Origin of the sequence: Rhodococcus sp. 14C212, from assembly GCF_011058195.1 — a bacterium.
GTDB lineage: Bacteria > Actinomycetota > Actinomycetes > Mycobacteriales > Mycobacteriaceae > Rhodococcus > Rhodococcus aetherivorans.
In genome coordinates, this window is sequence record NZ_JAALEH010000037.1 from 12,186 (window position 1) to 34,002 (window position 21,817).

The following is a 21,817-nucleotide window of genomic DNA, read 5'->3' on the forward strand; positions in this document are numbered from 1 at the left end:
GCCCCCGGCCGATCGAGTCGTCAGACATGTTCGAGTGCACCGGCGCGCCGGGCCATGTCACCCTCGGCATGTGCCACCACCGGCATGCCGCCCTTCCCTACCTCGAGCGGCGTCCGGTGGTAGCCGTGGTAGGTCATCATCCCGCCCGCGAGAAAGGCCACGTCGTCCCAGCCGTTCTGCTTGAGCACACAGTAGGCGATGTAGCTGCGGAATCCCGATCGGCAGTAGGTGTAGACGGGCTTGTCCCGGGGCACCTCGTCGAGTCGCCGGCGCAGTTCCGTGTAGGGCACGAGGATCGCGCCGGGGATGTGCCACGCGTCGTACTCGGCCTGCGTGCGGGTGTCGAGGATGGTCACCCGATCGGCGCAGTCCGGGTAGTCCTCCGGATACCAGAGGTCGATGTCGCCGCGCAGCAGGTTCGCACCCAGGAAGCCGACCATGTTGACCGGATCCTTCGCGGAACCGTACGGCGGGGCGTAGGCAAGCTCGAGATGCTCGAGGTCGTACACCGTCATCCCGGCCCGAAGCGCCACCGCGAGGACATCGATGCGCTTGTCGACACCGTCCCAGCCGAGCACCTGCGCACCGAGCAGTTTGCCGTCGGCAGGGGCGAACAGCACCTTGAGAAACAGCGGCGCGGTCCCGGGATAGTACGCCGCATGGCCGTTGTGGTGGTCGTATACCTTGCGGTAGTCGATGCCGGCGGCGCGCAGTTCCGTCTCGGTCAACCCGGTTCCACCGGCGGTCATGTCGAAGACCTTGACCACGGCAGTGCCCTGGGTGCCGCGGTATCCGCTGTCGCGGCCTGCGATGGTGTCGGCGGCGATCCGGCCCTGCCGGTTGGCCGGGCTGGCCAACATCGACAGCACCGGCTCACCGGTCAGGAAATTCGGGGTCTCCACAGCGTCACCCGCGGCGAGGATGTCGGGGGCCGAGGTACGCATGTGTGCGTCTACGACGATGCCTCCGCGAGGGCCGATCTCGATGCCGGCCTCGCGGGCCAGATCCACGTTCGCGCGTACTCCGGCGGCCATGACGACGACGTCGGCCTCGACGGTGGTGCCGTCGGACAGGTCGAGTGCCAGCTTGCCGCTCGGCGCCTCGCGGACCGAATTCGCGGAGGTTCCCAGGCGCAGGTCCACATCGTGGGTGCGGACGTGGTAGTCCAGGATTCGTGTCATCTCGGGGTCGAGCCAGGGCATCAGCCGCTCGCTGCGTTCGACCACGACGGTCCGCAGACCACGCGATCTGAAGGCCTCGGTGAGCTCGAGGCCGATGTAGCTGCCGCCGACGACGACGGCGCTCGAGGTGTCCTCATCGAGCCGCGCGATGATGCGGTCCATATCCGGAATATTGCGTAGCACGTCCACCCGTGGGTCGTCGGCACCGGGGATGGGCGGACGGAGCGGGACCGCCCCGGGACACAACACCAGCTTGTCGTACGCCTCCCGGTACGTCCGGTCCTGCACGTGGTCCCGGACCTCGACTTCCTTCGCGTCGCGATCGATCCGGACAACCTCCTGCCCGATCCGCACGTCCAGCGCGAGGCTCGCCGCCAGGCTTTCGGGCGTCTGCAGCAGCAGGCTGTTCCGGTCCGGAATCTCGCCGCCGATGTGGTAAGGCAGTCCGCAGTTCGCGAACGAGACGTACTGGTCGCGCTCGAGAACGACGATCTCGGCCGACTCGTCCAATCGTCGCAGGCGCGCCGCCGTCGAAGCTCCGGCCGCGACGCCTCCCACAATCACAGTCTTCATCTCGTTCCCTTCGATTCCCGCTCGGTCCCGGTGGACGCACCGGTGCGCTGGTTGTCTGTGACTCGTTGCGTGCCGGCTTCTGCCGCCGCGATCGCGAACGCCGCGCCGACGAGCGTCAGGTGACTGAAGGCCTGGGGAAAGTTGCCGACCTGTCGCTTCCGGCCGACGTCGTACTCCTCGGCCAACAGGCCCAGGTCGTTGGACAGGGCGATGAGCCGCTCGAACAACGCACGCGCCTCGCCGATGCGTCCGTTTGCCGCCAGTGCGTTGACGAGCCAGAAGGAGCACGCCAGGAACTGGCCCTCGTCGCCGGGCAGGCCGTCGTCGGTCTGAGCCGTCGAGTAGCGCGAGACGAAACCGTCGCGGCCGAGTTCGCGCGTGACGGCGTCGATGGTCCCGGTGACCCGTTCGTCCGTGCCCGGCAGGAAGCCGACGATCGGGATGAGGAGCACACTGGCGTCGAGTTCGCCGGATCCGTAGTACTGGGTGAAGGTCCCGCGTTCCGGGTCGAATCCGCGCTCGCAGATCTCCCGGTGGATCTCGTCGCGCACCGCTCGCCAACGTTCCAGTGGCGCTTCGAGATCGAATCGTTCGACCAGCCGCACGGCGCGGTCGAACACCACCCAGGCCATGACTTTGGACTGGGTGAAGTGCCGGCGTGGCCCGCGAGTTTCCCAGATCCCGTCATCGGGTTCGCGCCAAATCGACTCCACGTGCTCGATCAGGGTGCGCCAGCGCGGCCACAGCCGGCGTTCGACCCTGCCGAGGATCTCGGCACCCAGGAACAGCACACCGACGACCTCGCCGTAGACGTCGAGCTGGAACTGTTCGGATGCGGCATTGCCGACCCGGACCGGCGCCGAGCCTTCGTATCCGGGAAAGTCCCCGAGTTCGAACTCGGTCAGCCGCCGCTCGCCACTGATCCCGTACATGATCTGGATCTTCGTCGGATCGCCGGTACCGACGAGGGTGAGGAAATCGCGAAATGCGAGTGCCTCGTCCGTGTACCCGGCGGCGAGCAGCGCTTCGAGGGCCAGCACGGAGTCACGCAGCCAGCAGTAGCGGTAGTCCCAGTTGCGCACTCCGCCGACGTCCTCGGGCAGGGATGTGGTCGGCGCGGCGACCACCCCGCCCGTGGTTTCGGAGGTCATGGCCTTGAGGGCGATCAGCGAGGTCAGCACCTGATCCCGGTACGGGCCCGAGTACGTGCAGCGCCCGCTCCATTCCTGCCACCACGCCTGGGTGCGAGCCAGCGCCGAATCGGCGTCCTCGACCGGCGGAGCATCTTCGAACGACAGGTGCCAGCACAACGTGAACCGTTCCCGCTGACCTTCGGTGACGACGAAGTCGGCACGAACTGCTGCGTCGCTGATATGCAGGGGCACCGGCGTACTGAGGCGGAACGTGTCCGGACCTGCGGTGGCGCGGATTCCGTCCGGAGCCGGTTCCACCCACGGGGCGACAGAACCGTAGTCGGGTCGAATCAGCAGTTCCATCTGCATCTGCACCCGGCCGCGCAGCCCTTCGACTATCCGCATCAGCTGGGGAGGACCGTCACCGCGCCGGGGCATGAAGTCGATCACGCGCACCGCACCCTCGGCGGTCTCGAATTCGGTTTCGAGCACCAGCGTCCCGGGGCGGTAGCGGCGGGCACCTGCGTGCGCGGTGCCGGCCGGGGCGAGGCTCCAACGGCCGTGCCGCTCGTCGCCGAGCAGGGCGGCGAAGCAGGACGCAGAGTCGAAGCGGGGCAGGCACAACCACTCGATCGCGCCGTTGCGGCCGACGAGCGCCGCGGTCTGTAGATCTCCGATGAGGCCGTAGTCCTCGATGCGCATTGCGGATCTCCTGTCTCCCTCGTCCCGAGCGGTTCGTGTGACGCGGTCTTCCGCTCGGTTCCTCGTGCGCGTGCCTGGCGCGGTCGCACGACCGAGGCCCTGCATCTCGGCGGCGCCCCATGAAGCCCCGGCGCCTTCGGCCTACTCACATCGCGTAGACGGAAGTGAAGGGAGGACGACCTGGAGCCCTCGGTTTCCGCTGCGGTCTCCATCGAGTGAACAACCCGGACACGAGCCGGAGTAGGGCACAAGGTCATCTGGGGCTCCGGGGCCTGCGGCGATCGGGTCCGTTCGTTGCCCCGGATGTACCGCGGTCACTTCGGGGCACGCCGAAGAAGCTCGATGCCGCTCCGCCGGACCTACACCGGTTCGAGCGGCCGGAACGGCCGGATCTCGTCCTCGCCGGGCCGGACCAGGCCCGCGGAGGACTCCGGTATTTCGTTCCATGCCCCCGACAGATCGCGTAGCGGTTCGGACACGATGAAGCGGGTCTCGGCGCCGAGCTGGTGCAGCACCTCGACCTCGGGATGCAGCTCGAGGAGCTTGGCGAGCTTGGTGGAATAGAACAGCGATCGGCTCTTGCCTTCGCTGGAATAGCGGAACACCCACATCGACTCGCCGTCCGTCGTCGCCACGGTCATCTGCACGGGGTGCTCGATCGCATGGGCGCGCGCGACCTTCTCCACGTATCCGACAGCCCGGCCGACGGCAGCGAACGGGTCGTCCTCGAGACCGAACGTCAGCGCGAGGTAGAACAGCATCTCGGAATCGGTCGAGCCCTCGATGTCCGGATACAGCGCCGGATCCACGGCCAGCACCAGCTCGCGCTTGATCTCCCGGAACCCGTTGAGGACGCCGTTGTGCATCCACAACCACCGCCCGTGCCGGAAGGGATGGCAGTTGCTGCGCTGGACGCCCGTCCCGGTCGAGGCACGCACGTGTGCGAACAGCAGCGGCGTCTCCACCTGGGCGGCGAGTTCGCGAAGGTTTCGGTCGTTCCAGGCCGGATCGACGCTCTTGAACACCGCCGGTTCCGGCCCTCGCCCGTACCACCCGATGCCGAAACCGTCACCGTTGGTGGTGGTGGCGCCGAGGCGGGAATGCAGGCTCTGGTCGATCAGCGAGTGCACCGGGCGGAACAGTAGATCCTCGGCCAGGACCGGATCGCCGGAATACGCCATCCATCTGCACATCCCACCATTGGAACACCGCTGAGACGTCGACCGCATTGCGGAACGGCCACAGTTCGGTCTTCGTTCGTATCGGATCCGTGGTCGCCCGGCACAGTGAGAACAGCTGCGCGTCGAGGACAGCAGGGTTTCAGGGTCTTTATCCCCTGGGGAGGCGCCGGATGCGGTGTCATTCTCGATGTGAGGCGCCCGACATCGCGGGGGTTCGGTCCCATCGCCGGGTCCGCTCACAGGAGGTTCACATCATGGATTCGTTCTGGGATTACGTGTGGTACACGATCATCGTGTTCGCCTTCGTGGCGTATCTGATGGTGCTGTTCCAGATCTTGGTCGACCTGTTCCGCGATCACACCGTTTCCGGCTTCGCCAAGGCCCTCTGGGTGATCGGACTGGTCTTACTCCCGTACCTGACCGCGTTCGTCTATCTGATCGCCCGTGGCCGCGGCATGGCGGAGCGGTCGATGCGTGCCCAGCAGGAGACCAAGCAGGCCACCGACGAGTACATCCGGCAGGTGGCCGGCAAGTCGCCGGCCGAGCAGATCGCCGATGCGAAGGCGCTGCACGACTCCGGCGCGATCACCGCAGCGGAGTTCGAACAACTCAAGGCCACGGCTCTGGGACAGACATCCGCGGGACAGCCCGGAATGCAGGTCCGATAGTCAGGATCTGCACGGCATCCCGAGGTACCAAGAGCTCGGTCGGCGGACGCGAGCACCATTCGGTGACGCACGTGTCCCATTACGACGCGCTCGCTTACGCCCGGGGGCGGCAAGGAGCCGCCGACCGAGTCCGAGTGGAGGCTCGCGGCGCGGCGGTGGAACGGGATCCGACGAACATGATCGACGCCGACAAACCCGTTCATGCCACCGACTGCGCGGAATTCGCGTCCGCGGCGCGAGGTGGAGGACGTGCTCCGCGGCCACGATGCGGGGCAATCGCCGACACGGGATCTTCCGCACCGGCGTCCGGTCATTGCGCACGGAGGTGGACGGCGGCCGGGGGCTTCCGGTTTCACTGGGATCTCCGGCCGCCACCCCGAACTGTCGGCACGGTTGGACTCGGCGCCGGCGGGTTGTCGGTTCTCGACGGGCCCGCCCCGAAGCCTCCGGGGCGGGCCCGTCGATCTTCCCGGATTGTGGCCACGAAGACGTGGGACAACGCGGATCGAACAGATCCGCACACATGCGGTCGACACGAAATCGATGAGAGAGAGCAGCCATGACCGCGGTAATGAAAAAAGGCAACACAGTTCCCCTGAGGTGGGACGAGGTCTACTACACGAACTGCCCCTCGTGTCGGCCAGCAACGTCGACCAGGAACTGGGATGGACCCGCGAGGAGTTCAAGAAGATCGGCGTGGAGTACGCCTTCTTGCGCTCCCGGAGGGAGAACGACTGGTACCCGCACTACATTCACAATCTGGACAATCTGATTCGCTTCGGGGGCCTGTTCCCACCCGTCCACGTGCACGCGGACATCCGCCGGACCCGGCTATTGGGTGCAACCCACGCCTCGCGTGAGGGTGGTTGCCTTCTGGTGCGTGCCCGGGACGACATCTACCGGATGGTGGAACTGAAGGGCAAGAAGATCGGCCTCACCAAGAGTCTGAACACCATCAAGAACGACTGGTGGCGCATCCAGGAGGAACAGGGCATCGAGCTGATGCTCAGACTCAACGGAATGACCCGCGACGACGTCGAAATCGTCGAGTTCCCCTACCCGGACGACTGGTACGACAAGCCCGAGATGCTCGACCCCATGAACAATCCGTCGGAGCTGTGGCTCAAGCGTGACCACAAGCACGACCTGGCCTTCCGTCCGCTCGAGACTGCACTCGGGCAGGGCCTCGTCGATGCCATCTACACCCAGAGCAAGCCGTTCCAGCACCTGCAGGAGGCGACCGGCAGGTTCAAGGCGATCGAGGACCTGTCGCGGTACCCGGACTGGACGCTGCAGGTGGCCAACATCCCGGCCGTCATCACCTGCACCGACGAGATGGCCGAGAAGCACCCCGAGCTCGTACTCGCGTTCATGAAGGGCATGATCAAGGTCGGCCGCTGGGCCAACGAGAACAAGCACGCTGCGGCTGCGATCCTCGACAGGCAAACCTTCTACCTGGACGCCGAGGACACCTACGAGGGCATCAAGCATATCGACATGGTGCCCAACCTGTCGCCGCAGAACCTTGCCTCCATCGATATCGGCAAGGACTTCATGCTCAGTCACGGCTACATCGAGAACGACTTCGACGTGCACGAATGGGCCGCCCCCGAGTTCTTCGAGCAGGCGGCCAAGGAGCTGCTCGAAGAGGAGTGGACCCGGCGCAGCACCGCCAAGCTGCCGGAAGGCACGGCGCTCGAAGTGACCGCCACACGACTCGGATGAGGACAGCGACGACATGACCAGAACAGCACTCGACATGATCGAGGAGGCCCGGGCACGGGTCTCCTCGGTGGGTCCCCAGGCGGCCGCCGAACAGGCCGCCGCAGGCTCCGTGCTACTCGACGTCCGCGAGGCCGAAGAGTGGCCGCACGGTCACATCGACCGGTCCGTGCCGGCGCCCCGCGGGTTGCTCGAGTTCTTCGCGGATCCCACCAGCCCGCACCCCAAGACGGCGCTCGAACCGACCAATCGGGTGATCGTGGTATGCGCATCGGGGGCACGCGCCGCCCTCGCCGCGGCCACGCTCCAGGACATGGGATACACCGACGTCGCAGTTCTCGAAGGCGGCTTCAACGAATGGAAGGCAGCGGGGCTGCCGACCTGCGAGCACGACTACGCAGAGATCTGAATTACACGGCCGGTGAGGAGGATGCCGCGTAACCGGTGGACAGCCTCCGGCTCAAACGATTACGGCCTGATGGATTGTGGCAGGCAACGTGTGGGAATGGAGGACGGACTACTTCACCGCTCGTCACGGGGCGGACGCACGTGACACCGCCCCCACCTGCCATGTCGGATTCCGCTGCCTCACGCGGGCCCTGAGCAGCGCCGGTCAATCGATCGAGAACCAGGCCCGCACCTGTGCCTCGTGGTCGACGTACCGTTCGCCGGAAACGTCGACGACCACCTTGTCGATCGTGCCCCCGGTGAACGGGAATGGGGACACGTAGTCCGGGGTGACCGGAGAGGCACTGTCACGCCCGACGCAGATGCCGTCACCGACGAGGCAGAACACCCCCGGCTGGGTAACGATTTCGCCGGTGGCCACCTGCTGATCATCGATGTAGAGGGTCAGGGTGCCGGCGAAGCCCGGCATCGCCGGATCGGTGTTCTTCCCGGAGACGGCGAATTCGGCGGTGCACACGTGGGGGCCGGGGGTGATGTCCCGATCGGCGACCACGGTCTGCAGGTGCGTGCCGACCCAGTTGAAGGCGTAGCGCAGACGGTGGTCCTTGATGTAGAGACTGTGGCCGCCGGCCAGGCCGCCGTGGGCGTAGAAGACTCCCTCGGCATCGGCCGAGTCCACATGGACTCCAACGACGATCGCGTAGGACCGTCCGGTGATGGCGACACCGGCCGCCTCGGGGACGTCCGCGCAGTCCGGATAGTAGACGTAGCGGTCTCGCGCCTTTCCCGGGCGGGGGCGTTCGGCGAGCACCTGTTCGAGGGCGCTGCGGTCGTCCAGCGGTAGCCCGTGGTAGCGGCCGGCGTAGTAGAACCACAGACTCTTCAGGGTTTCCAGCCGCTCGGGTTCGGCGTCGGCGAGGTTGTGCAGTTGCGCCCGGTCCTCCGCGAGGTGGTAGAGCTCCCACACATCGGTGTCGAAGTGGCCCCACCCGGACAGCGGCGGATGCACGGAACAGGCGAGCCACCCCTCGTGATACAGCGAGCGCTGCCCCAGCATCGTGTAGAACTGCACGGCCTTGCCCGGTGCCGCGGGATCGGTCAGCGAGTCCGCGAAACTCTCTCCCTCGAGCGGACTCTGGGTGTACCCCTTCAGGACCTCGGGTGGGCTGATGCCGAGCAGCTCGTAGATCGTCGGGACGACATCGACGGCGTGGACGTATTGGTCCCGGGGCTCGGGGGCGGACGGGATCTTCGCCGGCCACGAGACCACGCACATATCGGCGACGCCGCCCTCGTAGCCGGCCCAGCGCTTCCAGTACGGAAAGGGTGTGTCGAAGGCCCATGCCCAGCCGGTGTTGTAGTGGTTGTACGACGTCGGACCGCCGAGTTCGTCGATGTGGGGAAGGTTCCCCTCGGTCGTGTCGGGGACGCCGTTGAAGAAGCGCCATTCGTTGAACGATCCGTTCGGCCCGCCCTCGCCGCTGGCTCCGTTGTCGGAAACCACGACGATGATCGTGTTGTCCAGCTCACCGGACTCCTCGAGCAGATCGATCACGCGGCCGAGCTGGTCGTCCGTGTAGGAGATGTATCCGGCGAAGACCTCGGCCATGCGAACGAACAGGCGCTGCTCGTCGTCCGTGAGCGAATCCCAGGGCCGGACGGTGTCGAGCAGTGGCCACGGCTGCCCGTCGGGCCCGGTGGTGGCCGGCTCCCCGTGCGGATTGATCGGGGAAAGCTCGGTGCCCTCGGGCAGCAGCCCGAGGTCCTTCTGCCGCTGCAGAATCTCGGCGCGGATGGCCTCGTAGCCCTGGTCGAACTTCCCCTTGTACCGGTCGGCCCATTCGGTGAAGACGTGATGGGGCGCGTGCCCGGCCTGCGGGGCCAGGTACATGAAGAACGGCTTGTCCGGGTCGACGACCCTCGCGTCGCGGATGAATTCTATTGCCTTGTCCGCCAGATCTTTCGACAGGTGATAGCCGTCCTCCGGGGTGCCGGGGGCGTCGACCGGATGGTTGTCGTAGACGAGGTCGGGGTACCAACTGTTCGACTCGCCGCCGAGGAAGCCGTAGAAGCGCTCGAAGCCGCGGCCCAGCGGCCACCGGGTCTTGACCGCCGCCATGTTCATCTCCTCCCCCGGCGTCAGATGCCACTTGCCGACGCAGTAGGTGTTCCAGCCCCGCTCGGTCAGCACCTCGGAGACGAAGCCGCTCTCGAAGGGGATGTGCGTGGAGAGGCCTGGGAATCCGGAGCTGAGTTCGGCGATGGTGGCCATGCCGTTGGTCGTCGCGTTACGCCCTGTCAACAGGGAGGACCGAGTGGGGGAACACAGCGCCGTGGTGTGGAAGTTCGAGTACTTCACGCCCCTGTCGGCGATGCGGCGCATCGTGGGGGTCTCGATCGGACCCCCGAAGATGTCCATGCTGCCGTACCCGACGTCGTCCCAGGCGATGATCAGAACGTTCGGGGAGCCGTCCGGTGCCTGCGTGGGCAGGTACGGGGCCCAGTCCGGGACGGAGTCGCGTATGTCGACGGCGATCTTTCCGTGGTGGGCCCTTGCCATGGCGACGCTCCCGATCTCGAGCAGACCTGCCGGTCTCCGGCATCTCGAGCGTACCGACCAGCCCATCCGGCCAATGCCGGATCGCTCGAATTCGCCGATACTCTGCCCGGCACGTTCCGGATTCGTCAGAATGGAATTGCGCTGCTCTTCCGGGCGAGTGGTCCGAGACGACGACGGCGGCGATTCGAGAAGGGCCCGACCCATGATTTGGCTCATTCTGGCGTTTCTCGGAATCCCCTTGTGGCTGTGTGCGACTGCGCTCGTCGTCCTGCTGCGCGGACGCAGCCGGATCAAGCACCTTCCCGAAGGGTTCTCGTGCAAGTCCCGGTCAGTCTCGGGTGAACTCCCGGGACTGAAACCGGACTTCGCCCGGATCACCGGCGTCGGCCAGTGGATCCACACGGTACTGGTCCTGTACGGCGGGAACCCCTTCCTCAGTCGCACGAGATTGCTCGGGATCCAGGCCGTGGAGAGTGGACCGTCCGACATCGCCCCCGGAACGGTCAAGGGGATCGACGACCCGGTCGCGGTCCGTTTCCGGCACGACTCCGGCGCGACCCTGGAGGTGGTGGGCGCCCGCCGAGATCTTGCGACGCTGCTCGGGCCGTTCGCCCAGCAACGGTTGCCGACCGACACATCCACGAACCGCATGTCACCGCCCTCCGGCACCACACCGCCATGACCTGGGCGCTCCCTGCAATCGCCGGAATTCTGCTCGTCTTCGCCGCGATTTCCGGACGTGTCGCGGGCACACCGATCACCGCACCGATCGTCTTCACCGCCGGCGGTCTGCTCGTCGGCGGGCAGGCCGCCGGACTGATCGATGTCGACGCGGCGAGTGAGACGGTGAAACTGCTCGCCGAAGTAACGCTTGCCCTCGTGCTGTTCTCCGACGCCTCCCGCGTCGATCTGTCCGCCCTGCGGACCGAAATCTCGCTTCCCGCCAGGCTGCTGGGCCTCGGCCTACCCTTGACCATCGCCGCCGGGTTCGCCGCCGCGCTCGTCGTCCTCGGTGATCTGGCCTGGCCGGAGGCGCTCCTGCTCGCGGTGATTCTCGCACCGACCGACGCGGCCCTCGGTCAGGCGGTGGTGACCCTACCGATCCTGCCGTCACGGGTACGACAGGGCCTGAACGTCGAAAGCGGACTCAACGACGGCATCTGCGTGCCGCTGTTCCTGATCGTGCTGGCCGTCGCACGTGCGGAGTCCGGCGCGATCGGTGACGGCGCCGCGGCTCGGTTGGTCGCCGAGCAGATCGGATTCGGCATCGTCGCCGGCGTCGGCGCCGGCGCGATCGCCGCCACCATCCTGGTCGTGGTCGGCCGCCGCTACCCGCTCGACCACCTGTGGACGCAGATCGTCCCGGTGGCCGCCGCGGCACTCGCCTACACCGTCGCGGTGCCCCTGGGCGGCTCGGGCTTCATCGCGGCGTTCGTCGGCGGGCTGACCTTCGGCGCAATCGAGCGGCGGAGTGAGGGCGAGGTCTCTCACCTGATCGACGAGACCGGCGACCTGTTCAACGCCGTGACCTTCATCGTCTTCGGCGCCGTACTGCTCGGACCGGCTCTCGGGCGACTGTCGTGGACGGTGGCGGTCTACGCCGTGCTCAGCCTGACCGTCATCCGGATGGTGCCCGTCGCGCTCGCCCTGATCGGCCTCCACGCCCGCGGACCGACCGTCGCCTTCGTCGGCTGGTTCGGCCCGCGCGGGCTCGCAACGATCGTCTTCACCATCCTGATCCTCGAGGAGCCCGGCGAACTCCCGCACGAGGATCTCCTGCTCACGACCGCCATCGTGACGATCGCGTTGTCGGTGCTTGCCCACGGGATCACTGCCGCTCCCTTCGCGGTCCGCTACGCGCACTGGTTCGAACAGCATCCCCGTCGGCTGTCCCCGCCCCTGGAGGGCGGAGAGACAACCGGGCATGCAGATGCGGCGCACCCTCACGGACCCGGCGGCCTGGACGATTCGACCGCCGACTCTTCCGGCAACGACTAGGCTCGGGACACCGAGGGCACACGCTGTCGTCATGCGATCACCAACTCGCCCCTCCCCACCCGAGAGGCCGTGGCGATGTCCCCGAACCGGGCGTCGGCGTGTCATCCCCCGCGGGGTAGTCGACCGGTACCCCGGCACGCCCAGTCGATCGATCAGCAAGGGGTAAACAGCGAAATGACCGAAGACACAAACAGGTCCACCGAGAACATCGACGAACTCGGACCGGTCGACTGGATCGTGGTGGAGTTCCCCGGAAGCAGGTTCAAGGGTGAGATCGCACCCGCGCTCGACGACCTCGTCGAGCGCGGGATCGTGCGGGTCCTGGATCTGCTGCTGTTGAAGAAGGAGACCGACGGATCTCTGGAAGCGTTCGAGCTCTCCGACCTGGACGAAGCCGAGATCGGGGCGTTGCGCTCCTACGAAGCCGAGCTGGCGATGTTGCTCAGCGAGGAGGACGTCGAAGCAGTCGCCGCGGCCGTCGAGCCCGGCAGCACCGCGGCCCTGTTGGTGTGGGAGAACCTGTGGGCCGCGCCGTTCGCATCGGCGATACGCCGCGCCGGCGGGCAGCTGGTGGCCAGCGGCCGCATTCCCGTGCAGGCCCTGCTGGCCGCTATCGAAGCAGACGAACAAGAAGGAGACTGACATGCCCCTTGCAGCCAGGCGAATGCGCCGCGCCGCGGTGATCGGACCCGCACCCGTGGCCCGTACGGCCACGACCGTCGCGACGGCGGCGGTGGTCGCGCACGGTGTCCGCCGGCGTTCCGACCGCCGGGAGGATCGACGAGAGGACCGCCGGGACCGGCGCTGAGCCTCGGGTCAGACCCCTCGCTGGGCGGTGATCCGCCCAGCGGAGATCGCACCGAGGAGCGCGGCGTGGTCGCGGGTGTTCTGCTCGGCGTAGGCGATCGCGAATGCCGTGACGGCGTCGTCGAATTCGGTGCCGGAGCCGAGATACTCGGCGATCGCGATGCGGTCGCCGGATCGGGCGTGCCCGTACGCCAGTACCCGTCCGCACAGCCGTCCGTACAGTGTCATTCCGGTCGGAGTCATCGCCTCGACGACGGCCGAGCCCTTGCCGTCCCGCAACTGACGCAGGTAGAAGTCCCGCCGGACCCCGTCCGGTCCGGGGCCCTGCTGCCAGCCGAGGAAGATGTCGCTGGCCGCCTGCATCAGCCGCTGGCCGTTGACCACCCGTTCACCCTCGTTGGCAAAGGTGGGGCCGTCCACGTAGTACGAGAGCACGGACCGTTGCGCCTCCTTGGCCTGCAGGAAGAGCGGGTCGTCGTCGCCCGTGCCACGCAACAGGAAGATCCAGGCCCGGGTTCCGACGCTGCCGACGCCGACCACCTTGCGCGCCGCCTGCACGAACTCGAACTGCTCGAGCAGTACCCGACGGTCCCACTGGAGCGTCGACCGATAGTCACGCAGGCGCTGATGCAGTTCCTGGTACAGCAGTTCGACGTCCGCGTCGGCGAAGACCTCCTCGACGGGGACGATGAGCGGCGGGGTGCTGATGATCCGGCGACGGCCGTCGACCACCTCGGTCAGCTTGGACAGCGCTTGGACGCTGTCCCGGTGGCGCGACTTCTCGAGCGTCTTGCGCAGGCGCTTCTTCATGGACGAGTCGAGTTCGTCGCGCAGTTCCGTGAGTTCCGTGCTGGGCTCGATGTGCGAGTACCAGACCGCCAGATTTCCCCGCTCCGATTGCCGGGCGATCGTTTCGCGATACTCCGCTGCGCAGGCACGGGCGATCCGTGTCTGCTGCTTGCCCGTGAATCCGTTGTCCTGCGCGGCGATCACGAGGCTGGCGACGAGCCGCTTGACGTCCCACTCGAACGGGCCGGGGTAGGTCTCGTCGAAGTCGTTGATATCGAAGGTCAGCTTGCGTTCCGGGGTGGCGAAGATCCCGAAATTGCTCATGTGCGCGTCCCCGCACAGTTGGGTGAGGACGGTCGTGGTCGGCCCGCGGGACAGATCGTCCGCCATCACCAGGGCCCCACCCCGATAGAAGGAGAACGGGGTTTCTGCCATGCGGCCGTAGCGCACCGGAACGAGCTCCGGCACCCGGGACGTCGCCTGCTGCTCCAACAGGTCGAGCGGATCGGGGCGACGGCTCGTATCGAACTCGGCGAGCGCGGACAGCGGGGTCCGGCTGCGGGCAGTCCGGCCGCGTTCCGCCCGCTCCTCCCTGGTGGGATGTTCGACCACTCGCTCGCTTCTCGGGGTCTCGGTCATCCGGTTCTCCCTCTCACGTCTTCTTCTGTTGTTGACGCCACTTCACGGCGGCGGTCAGGAACCGGAGGCCGAGCGCGAGGAGGACGAGGTTGCCGACCATCTGCGCGGTGACGACCGCCCGCGCGGCCTGGGTGGTGGCGACGATGTCTCCGAAACCCACCGTCGCGAAAACGGTCACGCAGAAATACAGGGCATCGATCCGCGAGAGCGGCACGTCGAACGATTCCGGAACGTTGTACGACAGGACGTGATACGCGGTCGCGTACCCGACCAGGTAGACGGCGACCGTCAGCAGCAGCGCCTCGATCGCCTGCACGGCAGGGTACGGCGACCGCAGCACCTGCCGGACCTGCCAGGCGCACACGGCGCACACCACCAGGAATCCACCGACCAGCACTGCCACGGCCGAGATGTCGTCGAAATCCTCGAGCGGCAGCACGAAGTACGCGATCAACAACACCACCGTGGTGAGCGCCGGCCGCAGCACAGCCAGCCACAACAGCCGGCGGCCCCCCACCGCCGGCAGGCCGGGCCCGGTCTCACCGTCGGTCATCGGCGACGCCCCGGCCCGACGGTGCCGCGGTCAGTAGTAGTCCCGGCGCGGGTTCCATGTGGCCACCGCCCAGATGACGACCACATCGAGCGCGATGATGAGCACCGACCACCACGGGTAGTACGGCAGCCACATGAAGTTGGCGAGAATCGACAGCGACGCAAGCACGATGGCCGCCACTCTCGCCCAGGTCGCGCCGGTGAACAGGGCGAAACCGACCAGGGCGGCCACCACACCGAGCACGATGTGGATCCATCCCCAGGTGGTGAGGTCGAACTTGTAGGTGTACTCGATTCCGACGACGAACACCTCGTCCTCCGCCACGGCGGCGATCCCCTGGAAGACCTGGAGGATGCCGATCGTGACGAGAATGATCGCGGCGCCCATGGAGGTTCCGGCCGCCACATCCTGTTTGACACTCGTGTCCTGGGACATGCCAATCGCCTACCCTTCGATTCGGCCCGACGTACGGTATTGTGCCCGCACCACCGGCCGCCTCGCATCGAGTTGATGATCTTTGCCGAATCCCGACCGCCTGACGACCGGCTTTCCAGGAATTCGAGAGGGCTTTGGTCACCACAATGCCCAAAGGGAGAGCCTTCGGCGGCCGAGCGGAGAAGAATGGGGGCTGCCGAGGCCGGTCGTGCGTACCGGCCACCGAGGCGACGGGGGTGGGCACGGCCCGACAGCCCCGTTCCGGGCACAGCGGAAAGAGGTAGTCCCATGAACGATGCCGACATCGACGAATTGGGTCCCATCGACTATTTCGTCATCGAGTTCCCGGCAGACCGTCAGCCCGACGGCTCGGCCCTGCCGCTATTGCATGACCTCGTCGCGCGCAGGATCATCCGCGTGCTGGACCTCGCCTTCGTCCGCAAGGACACCGACGGCTCCCTGAGCGGGATCGACATCTCCGACGTCGGACTCCAGGGCGACATCGACGTGACCCTCTTCGCCGAGGCGGCCACCGGCCTGCTCGACGACACCGACCTCGGCGAGGCCGGCGCGGCCCTCGAACCGGGATGTTCGGCGGCGATCCTCGTCTACGAGAACACCTGGGCCGCACCTTTTGCGGCCGCCCTGCGCCGCAACGGAGCCCAGCTCGTCGCCTCCGGGCGCATCCCGGTTCAGAGCATCCTCGCGTCGCTCGAGGCACTCGACGCCCAGACCTGAACCACCGCAGCAGGATCCGAACCCGAAGATCCCGAACACTCACCCGAGGAGAACACCGTCATGCCCGGACTGCTTCGCGGCGTCGCCCGCACCGCCGTGGTGGCCGGAACCGCCACCGCCGTTTCCAACCGGGTCTCCCGGCGCCAGGGCCGGCGCTGGGCGGCGGAGGAAGAGCCCCAGTACGCGCCACCGCCGCCCGCCCCGGAGCCGGCCGAAGCTCCCCCCGCGGACAGCGGCGCGGGCAGCATGGACCGGATCACCGCCCTGAAGGAACTCGCCGAACTGAAGACGCAGGGCGTGCTGACCGAGGCCGAGTTCGAGGCCGAGAAGGCCCGGATCCTCGCGTCGTAGCGGTTCCCGGAGCTCTCACTCCGCACGCCACACCGGCGCGCGCTTCTCGGCGAACGCGCGGGCCCCTTCCTGCGCGTCCGCGGAGGCGAACACCGGCTCGACGAGCGCACGCTGCGACGCGAACGCCTCCGCGTCGGTGTACTGCACGGCCGACGCCATGATCTGCTTGGAGGCACGGACGGCGAGCGGCCCGTTGCCGCTGATGCGGGCCGCGAGCGCCCGCGCGCCGTCGAGGGCTGCGCCCGGTTCGGTGAGGGTGTTGACCAGGCCGTGCGCGTGCGCCACCTCGGCGGTGAGGGGGTCGCCGGTGAGCACGATCTCCATCGCGAGCTGGTAGGGCAGCACCTTGGGCAGGCGCAGCAGACCGCCGGCGGCGGCGACGAGCCCGCGCTTGACCTCGGGCAGGCCGAACTTGGCGCCCCGGGCGGCGACGACGAGGTCCGCCGAGAGGGCGAGCTCGCACCCGCCGGCGAGAGCCCAGCCCTCGACCGCGGCGATCAGCGGCTTGGTCGGCGGACGCTCCGTGAGCCCGGCGAATCCCCGTCCGGGCAGCGACGGCCGCTCGCCCCGGGTGAACGCCTTGAGGTCCATGCCGGCGCAGAAGGTGCCGCCCGCGCCGGTGATGATCCCGACGACCAGGTCCGGTCGCGCCTCGAACTCGTCGACGGCGGCGGCGAGCGCCTTGGCGACCTCGAGGTCGACGGCGTTGCGCGCCTCGGGCCGGTTGATGGTCATGACGGCGATGCCGTCGCCGAACTCGGTCAGTACAGCGCTCACGTGGCGTCTCCTCGGTGCGGGGTCCTCGGGGTTCCGGCCGGGCACGCGGCGCCCGCGGAACGTCCCGTCGAGTCGATCACCGGACCGGTACCCGAGGCAAAGTCCGAACGGGGCATCGACCCATAGCCGAAACCTATGTAGTGGAGTCGTGGTCGTGAGGTACCCGTCACTGTTCGCGCACGGACGGGAAGAACCCGGCCGCGGGGCGTGTTGGACTCGACCGATCGACGACGGCCACGACACGGAAGGAGGCACGCGATGCGCACAGTGCCACCGGCTGCGCCGGTGAGGCGGCCGATGCGACATCTCGTCGCGTGTGCCCTTCCCCCCGCGGGACCCCGGCAGACGGGGTCGCCGACGACGCGACCCGGCATCTGCTGACCGCCGGGCGGGCACCCGCTGACCGCCGTCTCCGCATCTGTATGTTCCTCGACATCCCTGCGCCACAGGACGTTTAGTTCTGCCGCGACTCACCCCCGGGGCGCTGCGCCGACCCGGCCGAACCTGCATTCCATCCTCGGAAGGAGGACCTGCCCGTGACCACGATGCTCACCGACCTGCTCGCCCCGTCGGACACCGCGCCGGACTGGGACCTGGCCGCGTGCCGCGGCGACGCGACACCGGACGCCTGGTTCCCGGACCCGTCGGAGTCGTTCGACTACGCCCGCCGGGTGTGCGCCCGCTGCCCCCTCGTCGCCGCATGCGCCACCTACGCCGGCGAGACCCGGCAGTCCGGCATCTGGGGCGGCAAGGAGTTCCGCCGCGGCCGTGTGACCCGCGGATAGCCCCCTGCACGTCGCGCCTGCGCCCCCGTCACCGATGTAGGTTCCACGGCTCGATGTCACTCCACTGCGCCTACAACCTACGGGTTTGAAACGCCGTGTCACTGCTTGATTCTCACGAACTTGTCGGAATCCTCAGCCGGTCGCTCTCCGAAGGGGCATCGCCGATCAGTCATCGTCGCTGTACGCCAATCCTCGGACCCCCGGATGCCGGTCCCCTCGTCGACCAGGGACTACCCATGAGCAGTAGTTGACGGTCGTGTCATACGTCGTCAGCTGGTTCCGTTGTCAGTTCCAGGAGTCGAGTGCACTACGAGCAGGTGGTACTCGGTGTGTACAAGCGCTCTTCTGAGACAGAGGGCAAGTAGATGCCTGCACTACCGCACGTCGACTGGAGACCCGATCCTTGGTGTCGAACGATGGCGGGACCTCGTGATCGGCTACATCGCTGTCTGCGCGCGCGCAGTCCGCATTGCCGAGGACTTATCCGATGAGGTGGTGCAGACGGTCGCGTTTGGTGGCGAGGTAGGAGACGTTGTGTGCGGTCGGCGCGATCTGGATGGGCACGAGGCCGGTGACCTCGACACCGTTTCGTGTCAGTGAGGTTTGCTTGTCCGGGTTGTTGGTGAGAAGTCGAATGCTGCCTGCGCCGAGTTGTTTGAGGATGGAGGCCGCCGCGGAGTAGTCGCGGTCGTCGACGGCACAGCCCAAGGCGAGATTCGCATCGACGGTGTCCAATCCTGTGGTTCGTTGCAGCTGGTAGGCGCGAAGTTTGCGGCCGAGGCCGATGCCGTGGCCCTCGTGGCCGGTGAGGTAGACGACGATCCCGGCACCTTCGCGCTCGATCGCATCGAGTGCGTATTGGAGTTGGGGGCCACAGTCGCAGTGCAGGGACCCGAAGAGGTCTCCGGTCATGCATTCACTGTGGATGCGGACGAGCACTTCGTCGCCTTCGGTGATGTCGCCGACGACAATGGCGAGGTGTTCGTGTCCCCGGCCATCTTGGAAGGCGGTGGCGGTGACAGATCCTCGGGTGGTGTGGATGTCGGTGGATCCGGTGGCGGAGACGAGGGCGGACCGGTAGCGGGCGATGTCGGCGATGCTCACCACCGGCATCTGATGGGTGCGGGCGAACGCGATTGCGTCGGCGCCGCGCAGCATCTCGCGGCAGTCGGGGGTGACCAACTCGCAGATGACTGCTACCAGGGAGAGTCCTGCCGCGATGCACAGGTCGATACCGGCTTCGGTGTGGCCGGGGCGGCCGAGGACTCCGGCGGAATGAGCGCGTAGGGGTAGCACGTGTCCGGGGCGGACGAGGTCGTCCGGTCGGGAGGTGAGGGAGGCCAGCGTTCGCAGGGTGGTGGCGCGGTCGGCTGCGCTGATCCCCGTGGTGATGCCGTGGGCGGCATCGGTGGTGACGGTGAACGCCGTGGACATCGGTTCCTGGTTGTCGTAGACCATGAGTGGCAGACCGAGGGCGTCGGCTCGTTCGCCGGACATGGGTGCGCAGAGGTAGCCCGAGGTGTGGTCGACGAAGAAGGCGATGGAGCTGGTGTCGGCGTGCTGTGCGGCCATCACGAGGTCGGCTTCGTTTTCTCGGCCGGCGTCGTCGAGGACCACGACCATCTCGCCGCGAGCTATCGCGGCGATCGCCTCGTGCACGTCGTCGAATCCGTCGTGGGGTGTGCCGTTCATGTTGGTCGTCCTGTTCTACACAGTCGCCGGGGCTCCGGCTGGAGGGTTTCGGTTCGTACGATGTGGGCTCGTACCGCCGAGCCGTCGGCGGAGATCCACTGCTTGGAGATCCACTGCTTGCCCGTCGCGTACTCGACCATGCGATCGAACGCGGCCTCGTCGACGAGTCCGTGGTTGCGTCGGCGCTGTAGCCGGTCGAGATCGAGGTAGGCGTCATCGTGGTCGATATGGCCTATGTCGGCGCGGCGTAGGACGGTGTCGATCGTGGCCAGCGGCAGGGTGGGCGCGCGCAGGAAAGATGAAACTGTTTCAGGTTGTCGACGTCGTCGGAGGTGACGGCACGATCATCGGCGTCTACCCTGCCGGCCTAATCGAGGTCGGTAGGGTTACGCGGATTCGAGTGCCGAGTGCGTGCCGAATTCGCGGCGGTGATAGGTGAGCGGGTCGCTGTAGTTGTTCTCTGCCGCAACGACGTGGCCGAGCACGACCACATGGTCTCCGCCCTCGACGAGCTGCTCGACGTGGCAGGCGATCCAGCCGGCGGCGCCGGCGATTCGGGGTAGGTCGTGGTCGAGGTCCCACCGCACGCCGTGGAACTTGCCTCTTCCGCCCTTCTTCGCGAACTTCAGCGCGGTGCCTTGCTGGTCGCGGCCCAGCACGTTCAATCCGAACTTCTTCGATGCCGTGATCAGCTCGAGCGTCTCCGACCTGCGGTCCAGGGAGACCAGGACCATCGGCGGTCTCATCGACAAGGAGGTGAAGGCGCTGACGGTGGTGCCGAAAGGCAGGTCGCCGTCCATGGAGGTCACGACGGCGACCGGAGTGGCGACGTGCGCCATCACGTCCTTGAAGGTTTCCTGGACAGGATTCGAGTGGGTAGTCGGTTGGGTCATGGCCTTCTCCTGTCGATGTGACCGAGCAACAAAACTGATCGTATGTCAGTTCTGACGTGACGTCAATCACACTGCGGGGAGTAACGTGCCGCACGTCGCGTGCCTCGATTCACCTGCGCTGCCCACGCGCTCTGCTCCTCGAGGAAGGCGGCGGCCACCCCGGTGACGTCGTCGAGCACCTTCGAAGAGGAGCGGGAGATGCGGCGGATCTCGGCGCCGCTCTCGCTCGGCGGTATCGGCCGGGTCGCCGCGTCGAGAAAGTGCGGCCGCCAAAACGGCATACCCGATACGGATGGTCCCGAGCAGATCAGGAACTTTCCGAGGCGGGCCGATCTCACTACGCGGCTTTGGAAACGCGGTGGAAACCTCGGTTAGCCGACGTCAGTACCGCCCCGGGATGGAGTCGCTGATGCGCGTTCATTCAGTTGCGCATCAACGAGAGTGAGGGATTCGGCAAGCAGTCCCTCCACGTCCGCGTCGTCAATGCCCAACAGTCGCAGGCATATTGTCGCGAAAGACTCCTCGTGCGCCACTGGATCACCGTCGGAATCGACGACCGCGCAGTGTAGCTCGGAGAGAAGGAGCCACGGCAACGTCCGTATCCAGGTCTTGTGACCCGCGGCCGGCTTCAGCGCACCGGACTCGATGCCGGGTGTTTCGAAGCGTTCCATGAAGGGCGCGGCCTGCGTCTGGAAGGTTTCCACCAACAGGTAAGGGCGTTCGAGCATCCAACGAACGACCGCGTCCCTGAGAAACGATCGAAGGATCACCCGAGCACCGACGCACGGCAACAACCGGGGATCGTCGACCTCGGCCATGATGGCGGCAGTGGCGTTCAGAATCTCTTGCACGCTCCGGACGAGCAAGACTTCGGCGACCTCCTCGAGCCCGCGGAAGTGGTTGTAGAACGATCCGTAGCCGACATCGGCACCTTCGGCAATCTGCGCGACGGCCGTCGCCTCGACTCCCTGCGCTGCAAAAAGCTCCGCGGCGCTCGCCAGGAGCGCCTCTCGGGTACGGGCCCGCCGCCGCCCCTGGCGACCCTGCGGCAATTCGTCTCTCACGTCGTCTCTGTCGTTCACGGTGTCATCGGGCCTCGGAGTGGTCGGCCTCAACGGCCTGCGGAAGCTTCACAGATTACACCGTGCCACTCGAGACGACGCGTCGCGGAAGCGAGGTGCGCGTCGGCCCGGGTGACTTGCGGCACGTTCTTCCCGACGAAGTGATTGACG

Annotated in this window: 22 protein-coding genes; 10 read left to right on the forward strand and 12 right to left on the reverse strand. The window is 67.0% G+C overall.

Annotated features, from left to right (window positions below; genetic code table 11):
* Positions 1-20 precede the first annotated feature (20 nt).
* The 3 genes from G6038_RS17060 to G6038_RS17070 form a co-directional block, all read right to left on the reverse strand.
* Positions 21-1,754, reverse strand: a complete 1,734-nt coding sequence (locus tag G6038_RS17060) for an FAD-dependent oxidoreductase (protein ID WP_165039003.1) — start codon at positions 1,752-1,754, stop codon at positions 21-23.
* A complete protein-coding gene (locus G6038_RS17065; protein ID WP_165039004.1) occupies positions 1,751-3,589 on the reverse strand; it encodes a glycoside hydrolase family 15 protein in 1,839 nt (612 codons plus the stop codon). The genes G6038_RS17060 and G6038_RS17065 overlap by 4 nt, the downstream gene beginning before the upstream one ends.
* Positions 3,590-3,948: 359 nt before the next feature.
* On the reverse strand, positions 3,949-4,770 hold the full coding sequence (locus G6038_RS17070; protein WP_165039043.1) for a class II glutamine amidotransferase: 822 nt from the start codon (positions 4,768-4,770) through the stop codon (positions 3,949-3,951).
* Between the two features lie 254 nt (positions 4,771-5,024).
* On the opposite strand from G6038_RS17070, the gene G6038_RS17075 reads away from it, so the two are divergent.
* The 3 genes from G6038_RS17075 (at position 5,025) to G6038_RS17085 (ending at position 7,569) form a co-directional block, all read left to right on the forward strand.
* Positions 5,025-5,438 (forward strand): SHOCT domain-containing protein, encoded by a 414-nt coding sequence (locus G6038_RS17075; RefSeq protein WP_165039005.1) that lies wholly within the window; start codon positions 5,025-5,027, stop codon positions 5,436-5,438.
* A gap of 633 nt (positions 5,439-6,071) precedes the next feature.
* Complete coding sequence (locus G6038_RS17080; RefSeq protein WP_165039006.1) at positions 6,072-7,163, forward strand: ABC transporter substrate-binding protein; 1,092 nt, start codon at positions 6,072-6,074, stop codon at positions 7,161-7,163.
* A gap of 13 nt (positions 7,164-7,176) precedes the next feature.
* Positions 7,177-7,569, forward strand: coding sequence for a rhodanese-like domain-containing protein (locus tag G6038_RS17085; RefSeq protein WP_165039007.1), 393 nt, complete (start codon positions 7,177-7,179; stop codon positions 7,567-7,569).
* 204 nt (positions 7,570-7,773) lie between these two features.
* Here the strand turns inward: G6038_RS17085 and G6038_RS17090 are convergent, their stop codons facing one another.
* On the reverse strand, positions 7,774-10,128 hold the full coding sequence (locus tag G6038_RS17090) for an arylsulfatase (RefSeq protein ID WP_165039008.1): 2,355 nt from the start codon (positions 10,126-10,128) through the stop codon (positions 7,774-7,776).
* A 202-nt stretch (positions 10,129-10,330) separates the two neighbouring features.
* Between G6038_RS17090 and G6038_RS17095 the strand changes: the two genes are divergently transcribed.
* The 4 genes from G6038_RS17095 (at position 10,331) to G6038_RS17110 (ending at position 12,934) form a co-directional block, all read left to right on the forward strand.
* Entirely contained in the window at positions 10,331-10,810 is a 480-nt protein-coding gene (locus tag G6038_RS17095; protein WP_165039009.1) for a hypothetical protein, read from the forward strand.
* Positions 10,807-12,126: a cation:proton antiporter gene (locus G6038_RS17100; RefSeq protein ID WP_165039010.1), complete on the forward strand. Its 1,320-nt coding sequence runs from the start codon at positions 10,807-10,809 to the stop codon at positions 12,124-12,126. Before G6038_RS17095 ends, G6038_RS17100 begins: the two co-directional genes overlap by 4 nt.
* A gap of 174 nt (positions 12,127-12,300) precedes the next feature.
* Positions 12,301-12,768, forward strand: a complete 468-nt coding sequence (locus G6038_RS17105) for a DUF6325 family protein (RefSeq protein ID WP_165039011.1) — start codon at positions 12,301-12,303, stop codon at positions 12,766-12,768.
* 1 nt (position 12,769) lies between these two features.
* Positions 12,770-12,934: a hypothetical protein gene (locus G6038_RS17110; RefSeq protein WP_165039012.1), complete on the forward strand. Its 165-nt coding sequence runs from the start codon at positions 12,770-12,772 to the stop codon at positions 12,932-12,934.
* Between the two features lie 8 nt (positions 12,935-12,942).
* On the opposite strand, the gene G6038_RS17115 is transcribed toward G6038_RS17110, so the two are convergent.
* From G6038_RS17115 to G6038_RS17125, 3 genes are read right to left on the reverse strand one after another with little or no spacing between them, the layout of a single operon-like run.
* Positions 12,943-14,361, reverse strand: coding sequence for a DUF2252 domain-containing protein (locus G6038_RS17115; RefSeq protein ID WP_165039013.1), 1,419 nt, complete (start codon positions 14,359-14,361; stop codon positions 12,943-12,945).
* A 13-nt stretch (positions 14,362-14,374) separates the two neighbouring features.
* A complete protein-coding gene (locus tag G6038_RS17120; protein WP_165039014.1) occupies positions 14,375-14,914 on the reverse strand; it encodes a potassium channel family protein in 540 nt (179 codons plus the stop codon).
* Between the two features lie 30 nt (positions 14,915-14,944).
* Positions 14,945-15,349 (reverse strand): hypothetical protein, encoded by a 405-nt coding sequence (locus G6038_RS17125; protein WP_165039015.1) that lies wholly within the window; start codon positions 15,347-15,349, stop codon positions 14,945-14,947.
* Between the two features lie 288 nt (positions 15,350-15,637).
* On the opposite strand from G6038_RS17125, the gene G6038_RS17130 reads away from it, so the two are divergent.
* Positions 15,638-16,087, forward strand: coding sequence for a DUF6325 family protein (locus tag G6038_RS17130; RefSeq protein WP_165039016.1), 450 nt, complete (start codon positions 15,638-15,640; stop codon positions 16,085-16,087).
* A 60-nt stretch (positions 16,088-16,147) separates the two neighbouring features.
* The gene (locus G6038_RS17135; RefSeq protein WP_165039017.1) at positions 16,148-16,438 is read left to right on the forward strand and encodes an SHOCT domain-containing protein; all 291 of its coding nucleotides are present in this window, start codon (positions 16,148-16,150) and stop codon (positions 16,436-16,438) included.
* Positions 16,439-16,453: 15 nt separating this feature from the next.
* Here G6038_RS17135 and G6038_RS17140 read toward each other — a convergent pair whose 3' ends face one another.
* Positions 16,454-17,215 carry a crotonase/enoyl-CoA hydratase family protein gene (locus G6038_RS17140; RefSeq protein ID WP_006940476.1) on the reverse strand — a complete coding sequence of 254 codons (762 nt, stop codon included), beginning with the start codon at positions 17,213-17,215 and terminating at the stop codon, positions 16,454-16,456.
* A gap of 536 nt (positions 17,216-17,751) precedes the next feature.
* On the opposite strand from G6038_RS17140, the gene G6038_RS17145 reads away from it, so the two are divergent.
* The gene (locus tag G6038_RS17145) at positions 17,752-18,000 is read left to right on the forward strand and encodes a WhiB family transcriptional regulator (RefSeq protein ID WP_165039018.1); all 249 of its coding nucleotides are present in this window, start codon (positions 17,752-17,754) and stop codon (positions 17,998-18,000) included.
* 480 nt (positions 18,001-18,480) lie between these two features.
* Here G6038_RS17145 and ribB read toward each other — a convergent pair whose 3' ends face one another.
* From ribB to G6038_RS17165, 4 genes are all read right to left on the reverse strand, one after another.
* The gene (ribB, locus tag G6038_RS17150) at positions 18,481-19,692 is read right to left on the reverse strand and encodes a 3,4-dihydroxy-2-butanone-4-phosphate synthase (protein WP_165039019.1); all 1,212 of its coding nucleotides are present in this window, start codon (positions 19,690-19,692) and stop codon (positions 18,481-18,483) included.
* A 386-nt stretch (positions 19,693-20,078) separates the two neighbouring features.
* On the reverse strand, positions 20,079-20,585 hold the full coding sequence (locus tag G6038_RS17155) for a flavin reductase family protein (RefSeq protein WP_165039020.1): 507 nt from the start codon (positions 20,583-20,585) through the stop codon (positions 20,079-20,081).
* 62 nt (positions 20,586-20,647) lie between these two features.
* Positions 20,648-20,866, reverse strand: coding sequence for a hypothetical protein (locus tag G6038_RS17160; RefSeq protein ID WP_240918550.1), 219 nt, complete (start codon positions 20,864-20,866; stop codon positions 20,648-20,650).
* A 90-nt stretch (positions 20,867-20,956) separates the two neighbouring features.
* Positions 20,957-21,667 carry a TetR/AcrR family transcriptional regulator gene (locus G6038_RS17165; protein ID WP_165039021.1) on the reverse strand — a complete coding sequence of 237 codons (711 nt, stop codon included), beginning with the start codon at positions 21,665-21,667 and terminating at the stop codon, positions 20,957-20,959.
* Positions 21,668-21,817 lie beyond the last annotated feature (150 nt).

Bases quoted from the DNA above. Each gene is read 5' to 3' on its own strand.
- G6038_RS17125 (WP_165039015.1), bottom strand. From the start codon at position 15,349: ATGTCCCAGGACACGAGTGTCAAACAGGATGTGGCGGCCGGAACCTCC.
- G6038_RS17075 (WP_165039005.1), top strand. From the start codon at position 5,025: ATGGATTCGTTCTGGGATTACGTGTGGTACACGATCATCGTGTTCGCC.
- G6038_RS17105 (WP_165039011.1), top strand. From the start codon at position 12,301: ATGACCGAAGACACAAACAGGTCCACCGAGAACATCGACGAACTCGGA.
- G6038_RS17135 (WP_165039017.1), top strand. From the start codon at position 16,148: ATGCCCGGACTGCTTCGCGGCGTCGCCCGCACCGCCGTGGTGGCCGGA.
- G6038_RS17115 (WP_165039013.1), bottom strand. From the start codon at position 14,361: ATGACCGAGACCCCGAGAAGCGAGCGAGTGGTCGAACATCCCACCAGG.
- G6038_RS17065 (WP_165039004.1), bottom strand. From the start codon at position 3,589: ATGCGCATCGAGGACTACGGCCTCATCGGAGATCTACAGACCGCGGCG.
- G6038_RS17120 (WP_165039014.1), bottom strand. From the start codon at position 14,914: ATGACCGACGGTGAGACCGGGCCCGGCCTGCCGGCGGTGGGGGGCCGC.
- G6038_RS17085 (WP_165039007.1), top strand. From the start codon at position 7,177: ATGACCAGAACAGCACTCGACATGATCGAGGAGGCCCGGGCACGGGTC.
- G6038_RS17060 (WP_165039003.1), bottom strand. From the start codon at position 1,754: ATGAAGACTGTGATTGTGGGAGGCGTCGCGGCCGGAGCTTCGACGGCG.
- G6038_RS17155 (WP_165039020.1), bottom strand. From the start codon at position 20,585: ATGACCCAACCGACTACCCACTCGAATCCTGTCCAGGAAACCTTCAAG.
- G6038_RS17070 (WP_165039043.1), bottom strand. From the start codon at position 4,770: ATGGCGTATTCCGGCGATCCGGTCCTGGCCGAGGATCTACTGTTCCGC.
- G6038_RS17100 (WP_165039010.1), top strand. From the start codon at position 10,807: ATGACCTGGGCGCTCCCTGCAATCGCCGGAATTCTGCTCGTCTTCGCC.
- ribB (WP_165039019.1), bottom strand. From the start codon at position 19,692: ATGAACGGCACACCCCACGACGGATTCGACGACGTGCACGAGGCGATC.
- G6038_RS17130 (WP_165039016.1), top strand. From the start codon at position 15,638: ATGAACGATGCCGACATCGACGAATTGGGTCCCATCGACTATTTCGTC.
- G6038_RS17090 (WP_165039008.1), bottom strand. From the start codon at position 10,128: ATGGCAAGGGCCCACCACGGAAAGATCGCCGTCGACATACGCGACTCC.
- G6038_RS17095 (WP_165039009.1), top strand. From the start codon at position 10,331: ATGATTTGGCTCATTCTGGCGTTTCTCGGAATCCCCTTGTGGCTGTGT.
- G6038_RS17110 (WP_165039012.1), top strand. From the start codon at position 12,770: ATGCCCCTTGCAGCCAGGCGAATGCGCCGCGCCGCGGTGATCGGACCC.
- G6038_RS17160 (WP_240918550.1), bottom strand. From the start codon at position 20,866: ATGCCGTTTTGGCGGCCGCACTTTCTCGACGCGGCGACCCGGCCGATA.